17 protein-coding genes are annotated in these 16,988 nt (G+C 64.4%); 14 read left to right on the plus strand and 3 right to left on the minus strand.

All coding sequences use genetic code 11. The annotated features are described in order from the left end of the window. Positions 1-17: 17 nt before the first annotated feature. The 12 genes from AWB70_RS02020 (at position 18) to AWB70_RS02080 (ending at position 11,080) form a co-directional block, all read left to right on the plus strand. Positions 18-626, plus strand: a complete 609-nt coding sequence (locus AWB70_RS02020; RefSeq protein WP_082378021.1) for a glutathione S-transferase family protein — start codon at positions 18-20, stop codon at positions 624-626. Further along, on the plus strand, positions 623-1,042 hold the full coding sequence (locus tag AWB70_RS02025; protein WP_053567307.1) for a YchJ family protein: 420 nt from the start codon (positions 623-625) through the stop codon (positions 1,040-1,042). Before AWB70_RS02020 ends, AWB70_RS02025 begins: the two co-directional genes overlap by 4 nt. 327 nt (positions 1,043-1,369) lie before the next feature. Continuing rightward, positions 1,370-2,626, plus strand: coding sequence for a dienelactone hydrolase family protein (locus AWB70_RS02030; protein WP_053567306.1), 1,257 nt, complete (start codon positions 1,370-1,372; stop codon positions 2,624-2,626). A gap of 274 nt (positions 2,627-2,900) precedes the next feature. After that, the gene (locus AWB70_RS02040) at positions 2,901-4,205 is read left to right on the plus strand and encodes an adenosylmethionine--8-amino-7-oxononanoate transaminase (protein ID WP_053567305.1); all 1,305 of its coding nucleotides are present in this window, start codon (positions 2,901-2,903) and stop codon (positions 4,203-4,205) included. After that, entirely contained in the window at positions 4,202-5,395 is a 1,194-nt protein-coding gene (gene bioF, locus AWB70_RS02045) for an 8-amino-7-oxononanoate synthase (RefSeq protein ID WP_053567304.1), read from the plus strand. Before AWB70_RS02040 ends, bioF begins: the two co-directional genes overlap by 4 nt. Next, positions 5,392-6,093: a dethiobiotin synthase gene (gene bioD, locus AWB70_RS02050; RefSeq protein WP_053567303.1), complete on the plus strand. Its 702-nt coding sequence runs from the start codon at positions 5,392-5,394 to the stop codon at positions 6,091-6,093. The genes bioF and bioD overlap by 4 nt, the downstream gene beginning before the upstream one ends. A 3-nt stretch (positions 6,094-6,096) precedes the next feature. Beyond that, positions 6,097-7,140: a biotin synthase BioB gene (gene bioB / locus AWB70_RS02055; protein ID WP_053567302.1), complete on the plus strand. Its 1,044-nt coding sequence runs from the start codon at positions 6,097-6,099 to the stop codon at positions 7,138-7,140. Between the two features lie 17 nt (positions 7,141-7,157). Further along, the gene (locus AWB70_RS02060; protein WP_053567301.1) at positions 7,158-8,099 is read left to right on the plus strand and encodes a 2-hydroxyacid dehydrogenase; all 942 of its coding nucleotides are present in this window, start codon (positions 7,158-7,160) and stop codon (positions 8,097-8,099) included. 27 nt (positions 8,100-8,126) lie between these two features. Further along, a complete protein-coding gene (locus tag AWB70_RS02065; protein ID WP_014190155.1) occupies positions 8,127-9,050 on the plus strand; it encodes a hydroxymethylglutaryl-CoA lyase in 924 nt (307 codons plus the stop codon). A 22-nt stretch (positions 9,051-9,072) separates the two neighbouring features. Continuing rightward, positions 9,073-9,567 carry a YbaK/EbsC family protein gene (locus AWB70_RS02070; protein ID WP_014190154.1) on the plus strand — a complete coding sequence of 165 codons (495 nt, stop codon included), beginning with the start codon at positions 9,073-9,075 and terminating at the stop codon, positions 9,565-9,567. A gap of 47 nt (positions 9,568-9,614) precedes the next feature. After that, positions 9,615-10,172, plus strand: a complete 558-nt coding sequence (locus AWB70_RS02075; protein ID WP_235024135.1) for a DUF1289 domain-containing protein — start codon at positions 9,615-9,617, stop codon at positions 10,170-10,172. Further along, on the plus strand, positions 10,169-11,080 hold the full coding sequence (locus AWB70_RS02080; RefSeq protein WP_053567300.1) for an MBL fold metallo-hydrolase: 912 nt from the start codon (positions 10,169-10,171) through the stop codon (positions 11,078-11,080). Before AWB70_RS02075 ends, AWB70_RS02080 begins: the two co-directional genes overlap by 4 nt. Before the next feature lie 191 nt (positions 11,081-11,271). On the opposite strand, the gene AWB70_RS02085 is transcribed toward AWB70_RS02080, so the two are convergent. Continuing rightward, complete coding sequence (locus AWB70_RS02085) at positions 11,272-12,162, minus strand: alpha/beta fold hydrolase (protein ID WP_053567299.1); 891 nt, start codon at positions 12,160-12,162, stop codon at positions 11,272-11,274. A 247-nt stretch (positions 12,163-12,409) separates the two neighbouring features. On the opposite strand from AWB70_RS02085, the gene AWB70_RS02090 reads away from it, so the two are divergent. After that, the gene (locus tag AWB70_RS02090; protein WP_053567298.1) at positions 12,410-13,372 is read left to right on the plus strand and encodes an NAD(P)H-dependent flavin oxidoreductase; all 963 of its coding nucleotides are present in this window, start codon (positions 12,410-12,412) and stop codon (positions 13,370-13,372) included. A 66-nt stretch (positions 13,373-13,438) separates the two neighbouring features. Here the strand turns inward: AWB70_RS02090 and AWB70_RS02095 are convergent, their stop codons facing one another. Continuing rightward, positions 13,439-14,551, minus strand: coding sequence for a porin (locus tag AWB70_RS02095; protein ID WP_041730057.1), 1,113 nt, complete (start codon positions 14,549-14,551; stop codon positions 13,439-13,441). Between the two features lie 488 nt (positions 14,552-15,039). After that, a complete protein-coding gene (locus AWB70_RS02100) occupies positions 15,040-15,408 on the minus strand; it encodes a hypothetical protein (RefSeq protein WP_014190148.1) in 369 nt (122 codons plus the stop codon). 491 nt (positions 15,409-15,899) lie between these two features. Between AWB70_RS02100 and AWB70_RS02105 the strand changes: the two genes are divergently transcribed. Continuing rightward, complete coding sequence (locus AWB70_RS02105; protein ID WP_053567297.1) at positions 15,900-16,919, plus strand: bile acid:sodium symporter family protein; 1,020 nt, start codon at positions 15,900-15,902, stop codon at positions 16,917-16,919. The last annotated feature ends 69 nt before the right edge of the window (positions 16,920-16,988 follow it).

Raw genomic sequence — 16,988 nt, forward strand, 5'->3', positions numbered from 1 at the left:
CTCAACGAGGAGCGAAAGTGACTTATCAGGTACACGGCGTGTCCGCATCCGGCAACTGCTACAAGGTTCGCCTCGTCCTCGAACAGCTCGGCCTGCCTTACGTCTGGCACGAGGTCGACATGATGAACGGCGCGACCCGCACCGACGCCTTCAAAAAGCTCAATCCAAATGGCAAGGTGCCGGTGCTCGTCATCGACGATGACACCACGCTCGCCGAATCCGGCGCGATTCTCGCCTATCTCGCCGACGGTTCGCCACTCCTTCCCGCCGACCGGCTCGAACGCGCGCAAGTGCTGCAATGGATGTTCTTCGAGCAGTACAGTCACGAGCCGTTCGTCGCGGTGGCGCGCTTCATCCTGCAATTCCTGAAGCAGCCCGACGACGCCCGCCTGCCCGACAGGATCGCGGGCTCGTACCGCGCGCTCGACGTGATGGAACGGCATCTCGCGACGCGCGCCTTCTTCGTCGGCGAACGCTACACGATTGCGGATATCGCGCTGTACGCGTACACGCACGTCGCGGATCAGGCGAATGTCGATTTGTCGCGCTATCCGGCGATCCGCGCGTGGCTCGATCGCGTGCGCAGCCAGCCGCGTCACGTCGAGATGCCGGGCGTCGTTGAATGAAACCGGTGGATTGCCCCTGTGGCGGCGCCGCGCCCGGCCAGCGCCCGGATGCACGCGCACCGCGTTACGACGAGTGCTGCGGGCGTTTCATCGAACGCGGCGAAGCGCCCGCGAACGCAATGGAACTGATGCGTTCGCGCTACACCGCCTACGTGCTCGGCGACACGGCGTATCTGCGCGCGACGTGGGCCGAATCGACCTGCCCGCCCGACCTCGACGCTTCCGGCGACGGCACGCGCTGGCTCGGCCTGCAAATCAGACGCCATACGAAAATCGATGCCGATCACGAAGAAGTCGAGTTCGTCGCGCGCTACAAGACGGGCGGGCGGGCGCATCGGCTCGACGAAGCCAGCCGCTTCACGCGCAACGCCGCCGGACGATGGATATATGTCGATGGTCAGATAAAAGAAAAGTAAATATGGACTTCAGAAATATAGTCCGCGCCGCGGTAGTAATTTCCTAAGAATTTCCTTTCAGATTAAACAGTTACGGGGTTGCACTTATTGTGCAGTGCAATTTTGAACGGTTAATCTCTGTTACGTCAGGGCGCAGTCATTTCCGTGCCTGGACGTTCGCAGCGATGCCCCGTTTTGAAGCCAATTGTCATGCCTTATTCGGGCATGACTCCCGGAACCCGCAGCCGATACTGCTCAATACGAGCAGCGCGATAGGTTTGACTTCAAAAGTTGTCAGGGTCACGCCGTATCAACGCATTGATTGGAAGCGCGGTCGGAGTTCAACGGATGGCGATCAGAACCTGGTTAGTCGGATGCAGCATGGTGTGCTCGCTCGCGACGTCGTTCGTCACATCCGCGGCGCGCGCCGAACCCATCGGCGGCGTGCGTCAGTCCGAAGGTCTCCAGGCGCCCGCGTTCACGCAATCGCTCTCGCGCATCCCCGATTCGCTCGACGCCGGCCTGCCCGCCGTCGCCAACGGTCTGAATGAAAGCGTCATCGACATTCCCGAAGGCGATATCGCGCTCGAAACCACCGTGTTCAAGCCGGACGGCGCGGGCCCGTTCCCGATGATCGTCTTCAACCACGGCAAGCTGCCCGGCGATTCGCACGCGCAGCCGCGCAATCGTCCGGTCGCGCTCGCGCGTGAGTTCGTGCGCCACGGCTACGTGGTGGTCGTGCCGAACCGCCGCGGCTTCGCGGGCTCGGGTGGCGATTACACCGGTCACGGCTGCAACGTCGAGGCGAACGGCTTCGCGCAGGCGCAGGACGTCGCCGCGACCGTCGCGTACATGAGCGCGCAATCGTATGTGGACAAGACGCATATTGTGGTCGCGGGCACGTCGCACGGCGGCCTGACGACGATCGCCTATGGCGCGCGCGATGCCGTCGCGGCGCCCGGCGTGCGCGGTCTCATCAACTTTTCGGGTGGGCTGCGTCAGGACGAATGCGCGGGCTGGCAGAAGAATCTCGTCAACGCGTTCGGCGCTTACGGCGAGCATGTGCGCCTGCCCTCGCTGTGGCTTTACGGCGACAACGATTCGGTCTGGCAAGGCGATCTCTCCGCGCAGATGTACGCCGCGTTCACGTCGCACGGCGCGCGCTCGAGCATGGTCGATTTCGGCACCTACAAGAACGACGCGCACCGGCTGGTCGGCGATCGCGACGGCGTGCAGGTCTGGTGGCCGCGCGTGAAGGCGTTCCTCGCGCAGATCGGCATGCCGACGTCCGTGCAATATCAGGTTTCCGAGCCGCACATGCCGAAGGCGACCACCTTCGCCGATCTCGACGCGGTGCAGTCCGTGCCCTTTCTCGATGACAATGGCCGCGCCGGCTATCGCAACTTCCTTTCGCAGTATTCGAGCCGCGCGTTCGCCGTGTCGGATTCCGGCGCGTGGTCGTGGGCCGAAGGCGGCGACGATCCGATGGCCGTCGCCATCGCGAGTTGCCAGAAGCAGAGCGCGGACCCGTGCAAGCTCTATGCGGTGAACAATCGCGTCGTCTGGAACGATCAGGCGGCCGAGACGCAGACCGCCTCGCGCTGAAACGCGCTTTCCCGCACGTCTCGAACGCCGGCCTTCGCGCCGGCGTTTTTGCGTCTTTCGCGCGACAACGCATCGAAATCGGCGAAGTTAGAGGCGATAGCGCGTTTTCGCATTTCCATTGCGCGCACACGCATGGCGCAAAAACCTTCCGAATACGGAAGGTTGCGCATGTTTTAGGGATAATTGACGCACGCAGTTTTCCCAGCAACGCAGGCGCTTCGATGCCTGCCCGAAGTATCCGGTCCGGCATCGCGCGCGGGCCTCGGAGCCGTTTTTGAACACAGAAGCCAATCAGGACTGGGTTGCCCGCTCGCTTGCAGCCGTGTGGCATCCGTGCACCCAGATGAAGCATCACGAACGCGCGCCGCTCGTGCCGATCGCACGCGGCAAGGGCGCGTGGCTCTACGACCACGAAGGCAAGCGCTATCTCGATGCGATCAGCTCGTGGTGGGTGAATCTCTTCGGCCACGCGAACGACGACATCAACCGGGCGCTCAAGGATCAGCTCGACACGCTCGAACACGCGATGCTCGCGGGCTGCACGCACACGAGCGCCGTCGAGCTGGCCGAGCGCCTCTCCGCGCTCACGCAGCACACGCTCGGCCATGCGTTTTTCGCGTCGGACGGCGCGTCGGCGGTCGAGATCGCGCTGAAGATGAGCTTTCACTACTGGCGCAATCGCGGACAGAGCGACAAGCGCGAGTTCGCCTGTCTCGCGAATAGTTATCACGGCGAGACCATCGGCGCACTCGGCGTCACCGATGTCGCCCTCTTCAAGGACGCTTACGATCCGCTGATTCGCCATGCGCACGTGGTCGCGTCGCCGGGCGCGGCGGGCGTCGATGAAGCCATCGCCGCGATGCGCGCGCTGTTCGAGCGACGCGCGGCGCATCTCGCGGCGGTGATCGTCGAGCCGCTCGTGCAATGCGCGGCCGGCATGTCGATGTACGACGCGTCGTATCTCACGCAACTGCGCGCCTTGTGCGACGAATTCGGCGTCCACCTGATCGCCGATGAAATCGCGGTCGGCTGCGGGCGCACCGGGACGTTTTTCGCGTGCGAGCAGGCGAATATCTGGCCGGATTTCGTGTGTCTCTCGAAGGGCATCAGCGGCGGCTATCTGCCGCTTTCGATCGTGCTCACGCGCGACGCGATCTACGCCGCCTTCTACGATGACGACGTCACGCGCGGCTTTCTGCATTCGCATTCGTACACGGGCAATCCGCTCGCGTGCCGCGCCGCGCTGGCGACGCTCGATCTGTTCGAAAGCGCGAACGTGCTTGCGGAAAATCGCCGCAAATCGGCGCTGTTGAACGAAGCGCTGAAGCCGCTGGCGCAACACGAACGCGTGCGCAACCTGCGCAATCGCGGCACGATCTTCGCGTTCGACGTCGATATCGCCGACAAAACGTTCTCGCGCCGCTTCTTCGCTCAGGCACTGCAGCGCGAACTGCTGATGCGCCCGATCGGCACGACCGTCTACGCGATGCCGCCGTACATCCTCACCGACGACGAACTCCATCTCCTCGCGCGACGCATGCGCGAAACGCTCGACGCCACTCTTGCGGAGACAGCATGAGCACCGCCACTTCGCAAGCGCTGTACGACACGCTCGAACAGGGCCTCGCCGATATCGACGCGCGCGGCCTGCGCCGCCGCCGCAAGACCATCGACAGCGCGTGCTCGGCGCATATGACCGTCGATGGCCGCGAGATCGTCGGCTTCGCGAGCAACGATTATCTCGGCCTTGCCGCGCACGAGGCGATCCGCGCGGCGCTGGCCGAGGGCGCGTCGCGCTACGGCGCCGGCAGTGGCGGCTCGCATCTGCTCGGCGGCCATTCGCGCGCGCACGCGCAACTCGAAGACGATCTCGCCGCGTTCTCGGGCGGTTTCGTCGACACGCCGCGCGCGCTCTATTTCAGCACCGGCTACATGGCGAATCTCGCCGTGGTGACGGCGCTCGCCGGACGCGGCACGCTCGTGTTCTCCGACGCGCTGAATCACGCGTCGCTGATCGACGGCGTGCGCCTTTCGCGCGCCGAGACGCAGATTTATCCGCACGCGGACATGCAGGCGCTCGACGCCATGCTCGACGCCTCGCGCGATGAAGCCGCGACGAAGCTGATCGTGACCGACACGGTGTTCAGCATGGACGGCGATATCGCGCCGCTCGAACGTCTGGTGCAGCTCACGGAAAAATACGGCGCGTGGCTCGTCGTCGACGACGCGCACGGTTTCGGCGTGCTCGGCCCGCAAGGTCGCGGCGCGCTCGCGGCGCTGCAGTTGCGCTCGCCGCATCTCGTCTATGTCGGCACGCTCGGCAAGGCGGCGGGCGTTTCGGGCGCGTTCGTCGCGGCGGATGAAACCGTCGTCGAATGGCTCGTGCAGCGCGCGCGTCCGTATATCTTCACGACGGCGTCGCCGCCCGCGGTCGCGCATGCGGTGTCGAAGAGCATCGAAATCATCGCGGGCGAGGAAGGCGACCAACGGCGCGCGCATCTCGCGTCGCTCATCGAAACCACGCGTGCGATGCTCAAACGCACGCGCTGGATGCCGGTCGATTCGCATACCGCCGTGCAACCGCTCGTGATCGGCGGCAACGACGAAACGCTCGCCATTGCCGCCGCGCTCGACAAGCACGGTCTCTGGGTGCCCGCGATTCGTCCGCCGACGGTTCCGCAGAACACGTCGCGCCTGCGCATTTCGCTTTCCGCCGCACACAGCGAAGACGATCTCGCGCGGCTCGATCACGCCCTGAACAGCCTATGAGCGCTTTATCTTTCTTCGTCGCCGGCACGGATACCGAGATCGGCAAGACCTTCGTCTCGTGCGCGCTGCTGCACGGCTTCGCGCGCGCGGGCCTCTCCGCCGCCGCGATGAAACCGATCGCCTCGGGCGCGATCGAACGCGACGGCGTGCTGCACAACGAAGACGCCGATCAGCTCGACGCCGCCGCGAACGTCGCGCTGCCGAACGAGATTCGCACGCCGTTCATGATGCGCGAGCCGATCGCGCCGCATATCGCGGCGGCGCGCGAAGGCATGACGCTGGATATTTCAAGGATCGTCGACGCGCATCGCTTTGCCGTCACGAAAGCGGATATCGTCGTGGTCGAAGGCGTCGGCGGCTTTCGCGTGCCGCTGACCGACACGCACGACACCGCCGATCTCGCCGTCGCGCTGAATCTGCCGGTGGTGCTTGTCGTCGGCATGCGGCTCGGCTGCATCAGCCATGCGCTCCTGACCGCCGAAGCGATCGCCTCGCGCGGGTTGAAGCTCGCGGGCTGGGTCGCGAATCGCATCGATCCGGCCATGCTGTACCCGGAAGAGAACATCGCTTCACTGAAACAACGCATCGACGCGCCGCTCATCGGCGTGATTCCGCATCTCGCGCCGAACGACGCAAAGCGCGCCGCCGAGGCGCTCGATATCGGCGTTCTGACTCACCCGCTTCATCGAAAGGATTGAACCATGACGCAACAAATCGCTGCCGAGACCCCTTCCACGGCCACGCCGCAACCGATGCAGCGCTGGCGCGTCGCCGATGTCGTCGCGCTGTACGATCTGCCGTTCAACGATCTGCTGTATCGCGCGCAGACCGTGCATCGCGAAAACTTCGATCCGAACGCGGTGCAGCTTTCCACGCTGCTCTCCATCAAGACGGGCGGCTGCGAGGAAGACTGCGCGTATTGCCCGCAGTCGGTGCATCACGACACGGGCCTGAAGGCCGAAAAGCTGATGGACGTCGATGAAGTCCTGAAAGCGGCCGAAGTCGCGAAGTCCAATGGCGCGACGCGTTTCTGCATGGGCGCGGCGTGGCGCAATCCGAAGGACCGGCATCTGGAACCGATCAAGGACATGATTCGCGGCGTCAAGGCGATGGGCCTCGAAACCTGCGTGACGCTCGGCATGCTCGAAGCACATCAGGCGCAAGCGCTGAGCGACGCGGGCCTCGATTACTACAACCACAATCTGGATACGTCGCCGGAGTTCTACGGCCAGATCATCTCGACGCGCACGTATCAGGACCGGCTCGACACGCTGGAGCGCGTGCGCGACGCGGGCATCAACGTGTGCTGCGGCGGGATCGTCGGCATGGGCGAATCGCGGCGCGAGCGCGCGGGGCTGATCTCGCAGCTCGCGAACATGGAGCCGTATCCGGAATCGGTGCCGATCAACAATCTCGTGCAGGTCTCGGGCACGCCGCTCACCGGCACGGAAGCGCTCGATCCGTTCGAGTTCGTGCGTACGATCGCGGTTGCGCGCATCACGATGCCCAAGGCGATGGTGCGTCTCTCAGCCGGACGCGAGCAGATGGACGAAGCGCTGCAGGCGCTGTGCTTCGCGGCGGGCGCGAATTCGATCTTCTACGGCGACCAGCTTCTGACGACGAGCAATCCGCAAGCCGAAGCCGACCGCAAGCTGATCGAGCGTCTGGGCATGCGCGCGGACGCTGCGCAGAACGTGAGCGTCGAGCAGGCGGAGCGTGCCTGCGGACACACGCACGCCAACTGAACCCGATCGATGCGGCCATGAAAATCATCTTCTACGAACAGAACGCGGACCTCGACGCCTGGCTCGGCGGCCTGCGCCGCGAGTTGCCGGATGCGGACCTGCGCGTCTGGGAACCGGGCGACACGGCTCCCGCCGATTACGCGATCGTCTGGCGCGCGCCGCACGAGCTATTTGCGAATCGCCCCGATCTTCAGGCCGTGTTCAATCTCGGCGCGGGCGTCGATGCGATCCTCGATGTCGAGCGCAAGGAACCCGGCACACTGCCGCCGAACGCGAAGCTCGTGCGTCTCGAAGACACCGGCATGGCGCAGCAGATGGTCGAATACGCGACGTATTGCGTGCTGCGCTATCTGCGCCGCTTCGACGAATACGACGCGCTCAAGCGCGAAGGCCGCTGGCAGAAGCTGCCGCAGCACGCGCGCGAATCGTTCACGGTCGGCGTGCTCGGGCTCGGCGTGCTGGGCGGCGAAGTGGCGAAGGGCTTGCTGAAACTCGGCGTGCCCGTGCGCGGTTACAGCCGCACGCCGAAGACGATCGAAGGCGTGCAGGTCCACGCGGGCGCGGAACAGCTCGACGCCTTCCTCGACGGCGTGAAGGTGCTCGTCAATCTGCTGCCGCATACGCCGGACACCGAAGGCATGCTGAACGCGCGCACGTTCGCGAGGCTCGCGCGCGGCGCGTATCTCGTGAACGTGGCGCGCGGCCCGCATCTCGTCGATGACGACCTGATCGCCGCGCTCGACAGCGGCCAGCTTGCCGCCGCGACGCTCGATGTCTTCCACACCGAGCCGCTGCCGCCGGATCACGCGTTCTGGACGCATCCGCGCGTGACGGTCACGCCGCACATTTCGGCGGAAACGCTGCGCGAGGAAAGCATCGTGCAGATCGCCGGCAAGATCAGGGCGCTCGCGCGCGGCGAGCCGATCAGCGGCATCGTCGATTTCAGGCGCGGATACTGAACCCATCGCATGGAAAAGGAGACAGCCATGATTCCGTCAAAAGTGAAAATCGTCGAAGTCGGGCCGCGCGACGGCCTGCAGAACGAGAAAGAATTCGTGCCCACCGAAACCAAGATCGAGCTCGTCAACCGGCTTGCGCGGGCGGGCATCGTGAACGTGGAATCGACCTCGTTCGTGTCGGCGAAGTGGGTGCCGCAAATGTCCGACGCCGCCGCCGTCATGACCGGCATCGAGCGCCGTCCGGGCACGATCTACTCGGTGCTGACGCCCAACATGCGCGGCTTCGAAGGCGCGCTCGAATCGAAAGCGGACGAAATCGTGATCTTCGGCGCGGCGAGCGAGGCGTTCTCGCAGAAGAACATCAATTGCAGCATCGCGGAGAGCATCGCGCGTTTCGAGCCGGTCGCCAAGGCCGCGAAAGACGCGGGCATGCGGCTGCGCGGCAGCATCTCGTGCGCGCTCGGCTGTCCGTATCAGGGCGAAGTGAGCATCGAATCGGTCGTGGATGTCGTCGAGCGGATGAAGGCGCTCGGCTGCGATGAAATCGACATCGCGGACACGATCGGCGTCGGCACGCCCAAACGCACGCGCGAAGTGATGGCGGCGGTGCAGAAGGTGTTTCCGCGCGAGCGTCTGTCCGGCCATTTCCACGATACGTATGGCCAGGCCGTCGGCAACATTTATGCGGCGCTGCTCGAAGGCATCGAGATCTATCACGCGTCGGTCGCGGGTCTCGGCGGCTGTCCGTATGCGAAGGGCGCGACCGGCAATGTCGCGACGGAAGACGTCGTGTATCTGATGAACGGGCTCGGCATCGAGACGGGCGTCGATCTCGATCAGCTCGTCGAGATCGGCGATTTCATTTCGCGCGCCATCAACAAGCCGAGTTCGTCGCGCGCGGGCCGTGCGATCCTCACGAAGAAGCGCGACGGCGCCGCCGCCTGCGCCTGAGCCTGAGCCGAAAAGGAACACGATGATCGATTCATTACCCGAATCCGCGCGCCGCGTCGCGCTCATGTTGAAGGAACGCGGGCATCCGCACGACGTCGTGATGCTGCCCGAGACCGGCAAGACGTCGGCGGAAGCGGCGGCGGGGCTCGGCTGCGCGGTCGCGCAGATCGCGAAGTCGATTCTCTTTCGCCGCAAGAAAGACGACGCGCCGGTGCTCGTGATCGCGAGCGGCGCGAATCGCGTCGATGAAGCCAAGGTCGCGGCGCGCGTCGGCGAATTGGCGCGCGCGGATGCGAAGTTCGTGCGCGAGAAAACCGGCTACGCGATCGGCGGCGTGTGCCCGATCGGCCACGCGGTCACGCCGGTCACGCTCATCGACGAAGACTTGCTCGCGCTCGACAGCCTGTGGGCCGCCGCCGGGCATCCGCACGCGGTGTTCAATCTGTCGCCGCAGGAGTTGATCGAGCTGACGGGCGCGCCCGTCGCGGACGTCGCGCTGCGCGAAGTCGTGTCGTAATGCGCGAAGTCATGACCGTCGCATCGCCGTGCGTCGATGTGTGCCGCATGAATCCGGAAACCGGCTTCTGCGACGGCTGTTTTCGCACGCTCGACGAAATCGCCGCGTGGGCCGCCTGCGACGATGACGCAAAGCGCGCCGTGCTCGCGCGCGTCGAGAGCCGCCGGCAAGGCGCGCGCGTCGTGACGATCGGCGAATCGTTCGACGCGACGCTCGAACTGCCGCCCGACTCGATCAGGCACTTCGCGACGCTCGTCAACGACACGAACCCGCTGCATCACGACGACGCCTATGCGCGCGCGAGCCGCTTCGGCACGCTGATCGCATCGGGCACGCAGCCGACCGCGCATCTGATGGCGATGCTCGCCGCGCATTTCTCACGCGACGCGCAACCGCTCGGCCTGGAGTTCGGCATCAGGCTGACGCGCGCGGTGAAGGCGAACGACGTGCTCACGATGCACTGGCGCGTCACCGAAGCGAAGTGGAAGCCGAGCCTGAACGGCGATCTCGTGAAGCTCGAAGGCGGCGCGCGCAACCAGCTCGGCGAAAGCGTAATGAAAGCGACGGCGACCATCGTCGTCATGCCACTGGAGAAAGGCGCATGAAGGCGCTGCCCGAGTCGATCACGGTGCTCGAACGCGGCTGGCTCTCGTCGAACAACGTGCTGTTCACGAGCGCGGCGGGCACGGCGATGGTCGATACGGGCTATGCGTCGCATGCGCCGCAGACGCTGGCGCTCGTGCAGCGCACGCTCGGCGCGCGCGGGCTCGATCTGATCGTCAACACGCATCTGCATTCGGATCATTGCGGCGGCAATGCGCTGCTCCAGCAAACCTACGCGTGCGACACGCTGATTCCCGCGAGCGAAGCGCACGCCGTGCGCGCGTGGGACGAAGAAGCGCTCACTTTCCGCGCGACCGGCCAGCGCTGCGATCGTTTCGGCTTCACGGGCACGATCGAAAACGGCATGACGCTCGCGCTCGGCGGCTTCGACTGGAACGTGCTCGGCGCGCCGGGCCACGATCCGCATTCGCTGATGCTGTATTGCCCGGAGACGCGCGTGCTCATCAGCGCGGACGCGTTGTGGGAAAACGGCTTCGGCGTGATCTTTCCCGAACTGGAAGGCGAAAGCGGCTTCGCGGAAGAGCGCGCCGTGCTCGATCTCATCGCGACGCTCGACGTGGAGATCGTCATTCCGGGACACGGCGCGCCGTTCACCGACATTGCGCGCGCGCTCGATACGGCGGCTTCGCGCCTCGACTATCTGCGGGCCGATCCCGCGCGCAACGCGAAGAACGCGCTCAAGGTGCTGATCGTCTTCAAGTTGATGGAAGCGCGCGCCATGCCGTTCGACGCAATCCTCTCGATGACGGAACACGCCCGCGCGATGCGCGCCGCCGCCGACACGCTCGCGGCGTCTCACGAACGCCGTGCGCTCGTCGAAAAGATCGTGGGGGAACTGGCGCGCGGCGGCTCGGTGAAGGTGAGCGGCGACGTCGTCTCGGCGGCGTAACGCACACGCGCCGGTAAACAGGAAAACCAAAAAGAAAGCCGCTTGTCAGCTACGGCAAGCGGCAGAATCATATGGACGTGATCAACGTCCAGCGTATCGTAGCGCGACACTATTTCACGTGCATCGGTGCTTTCCCTACAAACTTCCAACGCTCACCTGAACCCGCGTAAGAACCAATGCCGGCGCGGGTTTCAAGGCGCATCGGCCTCGAAGAAAGCGCGCATTTCCGCGAGCAGCATATCGGGCTGTTCCTCGGGAATGTAGTGGCCGCACGGCAGCGCGCGGCCGCTCACGTCGCGCGCGACGCGCCGCCATTCTTCGAGCGCGTCGAAGCATCGTTCGATCACGCCTTCCCTGCCCCACAGCACGCGCAACGGACAGGCGAGCTTCAGGCCGCGTTCGAGATCGGCGCGATCGTGCTCCAGGTCGATGCCAGCCGACGCGCGATAGTCCTCGCACATCGCGAACACCGCGCCCGGCGACGCGAGCGCGTCCCGATACGCCTGCAACGCGTGCGGCGCGAACGGTGCGAGGCCCGCGTGGCGATTACCCATCACGCGGTCGATGTACGCATTCGGGTTGCCGCCGATCAGCAGTTCGGGCAGCGGCGTCGGCTGAATCAGGAAAAACCAGTGAAAGTACGCGGTCGCGAATTCGCGGTCGGTGGCTTCGTACATGGCGAGTGTCGGCGCGATATCGAGCAGCATCAGGCGATCGACGGCGTCGGGAAAATCCATCGCCATGCGATGCGCGACACGCGCGCCACGATCGTGCGCGCAGACGAGAAAACGCTCGAAGCCGAAGTGGCGCATCACGGCGACCTGATCCACGGCCATCGCGCGCTTCGAATACGGCGTGTGGCGCGCGTCGCTCGGCGGCTTGCCGGAAGCGCCGTAGCCGCGTAAGTCCGTCGCGATGACGGTGAAGTGCTTCGCCAGCTCGCCAGCGCACTTGTGCCAGATCTCGTGCGTTTGCGGATGGCCATGCAGAAGCAGAAGCGGCGGCCCATCCCCGCCTTTCATTCCGACGATCTCGACGCCCGCCGCGTCGACACGAAACGGCGCGTAGTCTCCGAAAGACATGATTGGTTTTCTTGTTCGTGGCATTGCGGATGATTGTAGGCGCGCCGCCGCGCTCGCCGGGGGGCCGGCATGCGCGCAAACACCGAAACCGAAGACTTCCTCGGGATTCGACGGATATGTCACGGCGAATGCTCTGGCTATAATCGAACGATCGTTCGCTGGTCACAGCCACGCGCTTTCCGCAGAATGAGGGTGCGTGCCAGAATGGACCTCGACGCTGCTCGGACACAATCAGGAGACTCGTGCCATGGCCCTGCCCGCCATCTTGCAGCACCTCGCGTTGCCCGTCGTCGGCTCGCCGATGTTCATCGTCAGTTATCCCGAGCTCGTGCTCGCGCAGTGCAAGGCGGGCATCGTCGGGTCGTTTCCGGCGCTGAACGCGCGCCCCACCGAATTGCTCGACGAATGGCTCACGCAGATTCAAGGCGAGCTCGCCGCGCACAAGGCCGCGCATCCCGATGCGGTCATCGGGCCGATTGCCGTCAATCAGATCGTGCATCAGTCGAATGCGCGGCTCGAACAGGACGTGCGCGTGTGCGTGGAGCACAAGGTGCCGATCTTCATCACGAGCCTGCGCGCGCCGGTCAGGGAGATGATCGACGCCGTGCATTCGTATGGCGGCATCGTGCTGCACGACGTCATCAATCTGCGGCACGCGCAAAAGGCGCTCGAAGCGGGCGTCGACGGCCTCATTCTCGTGGCGGCCGGCGCGGGCGGCCATGCGGGCACCACGTCGCCGTTTGCGCTCGTCGGCGAAGTGCGGCGCATGTTCGACGGCCCCATCGTGCTGTCGGGCGCGATCGCCAACGGGGGCTCGATTCTCGCCGCGCAGGCGATGGGCGCGGACCTCGCCTACATGGGCACGCGCTTCATCGCGACCAAGGAAGCGCACGCGCTGGAGGATTACAAGCGCGCGATCGTCGATTCGACCGCCGCCGACATCATCTACACGAATCTTTTCACGGGCGTGCACGGCAACTACATCCGCGAGAGCATCGTCAGGTCCGGGCTCGATCCGGACGCGCTGCCTCAGTCGGACAAAACCGCGATGAATTTTGCCGAAGGCACGAGCAAGGCGAAGGCGTGGAAGGACATCTGGGGCGCGGGACAAGGCGTCGGACTGATGGAAGACGTGCCGAGCGTCGCCGAACTGGTTCAGCGGCTCAGGCGCGAATACGACGATGCGAAAGCGCGCCTCGCGATCGGCTGATTTTTCTGCCGCAGAAAACAAAACACCGCGCTCGAAGGCGCGGTGTTTCGTTTGAATCGATGCGGCTCAGAACTTCGCGCGAATGCCGACGCCGAAGGTATCGCCCGACGACAGGCTTGTGTACTTGTCGTTGAGGTACGCGGCGTAGACGTCGGTGCGCTTCGAGAGCGGATAGTCGTAGCCGAGCGCCCAGCTCTTGTGCGTCTGGTCGAGGCCGCCGTTGCTGCGCGAGTACGCATACGACGCCATCACCGTGCCCGGTCCGAGCGGAATCGTCACGCCGCCCTGCCCGGTGTTGACGTGGAACGTGCCCGGGCCTTCGTAGTCGTTCTTCGTGTACATGTACTGCGCGAAGAACTTCACGTACTTCAGGTCGTAGGACGCGCCGAGTTGCCCGACGCTCTGGCTCTTGTAGCCGGGCGTGGCGAAACCGTCGACCGAAGTCAGGTCGCCAGGCGTGTTGTTGAAGTTCACATACTGATACACGCCGGTGGCCGCGAACGGGCCGTGGAAGTACAGGAACTGCGCGCTGTACTTCTTCGAGCGGCCGTCGCCGGCGCTGTTGCCGAAGCTGTACATCACGCTGCCCGACAGACCGTTGAAGTCCGGCGACGTGTACTGCACGGAATTGTTCCAGCCCGAATCGCCGATCACGCCCTGATCCGTCCGGTACGTCGGGAACGTGCCCGCGCCGAGGAACACGTGATAGACCATCGGCGAGAAGACGTAGGAATCGACGAACGGGTTGAAGAGAATCGTCGAGACGAAGAGTTGCGTCGTCAGACGGCCCGCCGTGATCGTGCCGATCGGCCCTTGGATGCCGACGTACGAGTTGCGCGCGAAGAAGGTATCGCCCTGAAAGCGCCCGTACTGGCCGTTCTGCGCGCGGAAGAAGCTTTCCAGGGTGAAGATGGCCTTGTAGCCGCCGCCGAGGTCCTCGGCGCCCTTCATGCCCCAGTACGACGTCGACATGCCGCCGCCGCTCACGTTCCAGGCGCGATCGCTGCCCGGAAACTTGGTTGCGCCGACCCATTCGTCGACCTGCCCGTACAGCGAAACGCTCGATTGCGCGTGTGCCGCGCCCGCGGCGACGAGGCCGAGCATCGCTGCGGCGACCACGGTGGTCTTGACCGTTGCTTTCACCCTGGTCTTCGGCGCACGGTTGACGATTGACTTCATGAACTCTCCTGTCTTTGTCGAAAATTGAAAGCTTGGCGGGCGAGGGGCGTTGCACTCGCCTCGTCTGACCGGGCCTGTTGGTCGAATGGGCGAAAGGGCGTCGCGTGTGGAGCGACACCATCTTTACGGACCATTTTTCCGGTCAAAAATATGTTTGGTTATTGCGGGTATAGCGGTTCGGATAATGCTGATCGGTGACAAACGCGGCAAAGCGGATTCCGTTGTGCGCGCGCGCCGGATTTTCATCGGCATCGACGTCCTTCAAAGCGAGCAGCGGCGCGCCTTTTAAGAGGTCGAAAGTCTTTTGAAATACGCTGGGAAGTGGCTAATTGCCGCGCACGGCGCATTGTCCGTGCACGGAAAAAAGAGAGGAATGTCTGGAGGAAATTCGATGCGTAACTGTGGTGAGATTACGTCATCGTGACAGCGGAACTAGACGCGCCAATACTTTTGCGTTCCGAACTAGGGTCGTCGGTGAAACGAATTGGTCAGTTGCGGTAGCTTGCGTTGGCCGGTGTACGGCCATCGTCCGCCGGGCGCCCGGGCGGGCGTGGCAGACTGCGCTCTTCGTTGTAGCGCGTAATGTCGGCGCGAATGGAACCGGAGCCGCGCATGGGAACGGCTTGCTCGACGCGCGGTACGGGGCGCACTTCGGCGCTGACCGGCGTGAGACCGTCTTTCGCGGCGACCGGCGTGTAGTGCAGCGATTGTCTGCTGCTGGCGGTATCGCTGAATACAGTGGACGACAGCCACTCGGCACGCGGCCCGGCGAGCGCGAGCGAACCCGCCACCGCCAGCGCGCCGAGCGCGGCAGATGCGAAAAGCCGGGTAGTCTTGCGAAAGCCAGTGAGCGCCATGTCCAAACTGCCTGCGTCCGACCCATATTCTCGTCCGTGGCATCGAAAGCGGGGCTGCGAGCCAACGGGACACCCGGCCGTAGTCGGAGCATTCGAGGTATGGCATCGACACGATGCAAAAACCCGCCGACCGGTGTATTCAACAATTTATTGGGCGTCGAGGCGGCAGTCGAGCCAAAAAGTGTTAGGCCCGCTCGATGGTTGTAACACCATGTTACGTCAGAGTTTTTCGCTTTCGGCAGGCGTTTCGGACGCCCAATCATGTGATGAAATTCTGCCCGTGATTTGACAATGCGCAACGGTCCGAATGTTGCTCGCCAGACGCCGATTCCAGTGCTCAACTCAGCCGCTCATGCGCTTTGATCATCAATCGATCCAGCAAATGAATTTGCCAATTTAATCGGGTACGAGCGAAAATCATGGTTTTTCCCGACTTGACGCCCATCACGCCGAGCAGCACGCCCGGCAAGCCCAGGCACGAGACTCTCTGAATGGCACGGCCTAAACTCCTACCCGACAATTTCACGCTGGCGCTCGTCGGCACGGTCATCATCGCGAGCTTTCTGCCATGCCGCGGCGGCGTGGCGGTGGCGTTCGACTGGATCACCGATTTCGCCATCGGTCTGCTGTTCTTCCTGCACGGCGCGAAGCTCTCGCGTGAGGCGATCATCGCGGGCGCGACCCACTGGCGGCTGCATCTCGTGGTGCTGCTCAGCACCTTCGCGCTATTCCCGCTGCTCGGCCTCGTGCTCAAGCCGGTGCTCACGCCGCTCGTCACGCCCGCGCTCTATACCGGCATCCTGTTCCTTTGCACGCTGCCTTCGACCGTGCAGTCGTCGATTGCCTTCACCTCGATGGCGAAGGGCAACGTGCCGGCCGCCGTGTGCAGCGCGTCCGCGTCCAGCTTGCTCGGCATTTTCATCACGCCCGCGCTTGTCGGGCTGGTCGTGAGCAATCACGGCGCAACGACCGGCTCGCCGTGGCACACGGTCGGCAACATCACGCTGCAACTGCTCGTGCCGTTCATCGCCGGGCAACTGCTGCGGCCGGCCATCGGCAAATGGATCGACAAGCACCGGGCGATGCTCAAGTTCGTGGATCAAGGCTCGATTCTGCTCGTGGTGTACGTGGCGTTCAGCGAGGCCGTGAACGAAGGCATCTGGCATTCGATCTCGCTGTCCACGCTCGCGGGCCTGCTTGCGGTCAACATTCTGCTGCTGGCGGCCGCGCTCGCCATCACGGCGTTCGTGGCGAAGCGTCTCGGCTTCTCGCGCGCGGACCAGATCACGATCATTTTCTGCGGCTCGAAGAAAAGCCTCGCCTCCGGCATTCCCATGGCGAAGGTGATCTTCGCTTCGCATGCGGTGGGCGCGGTCGTGCTGCCGCTCATGCTGTTCCATCAGATCCAGCTCATGGTGTGCGCCGTGCTCGCGCAACGGTGGGGTGCGCGCAAAACCGCGCCCGAACCGGCACGCGACGGCAAAAACGTCGGCGCGCCCGCGCGCCGCTGATTCACGCCAGCCCACGCTGGGCGTTCCTTGCTTCATCCTCCTTCCCCTCCCCCGACGAAGGCCGCGACA

The organism is Caballeronia cordobensis (genome assembly GCF_001544575.2).
GTDB lineage: Bacteria > Pseudomonadota > Gammaproteobacteria > Burkholderiales > Burkholderiaceae > Caballeronia > Caballeronia cordobensis.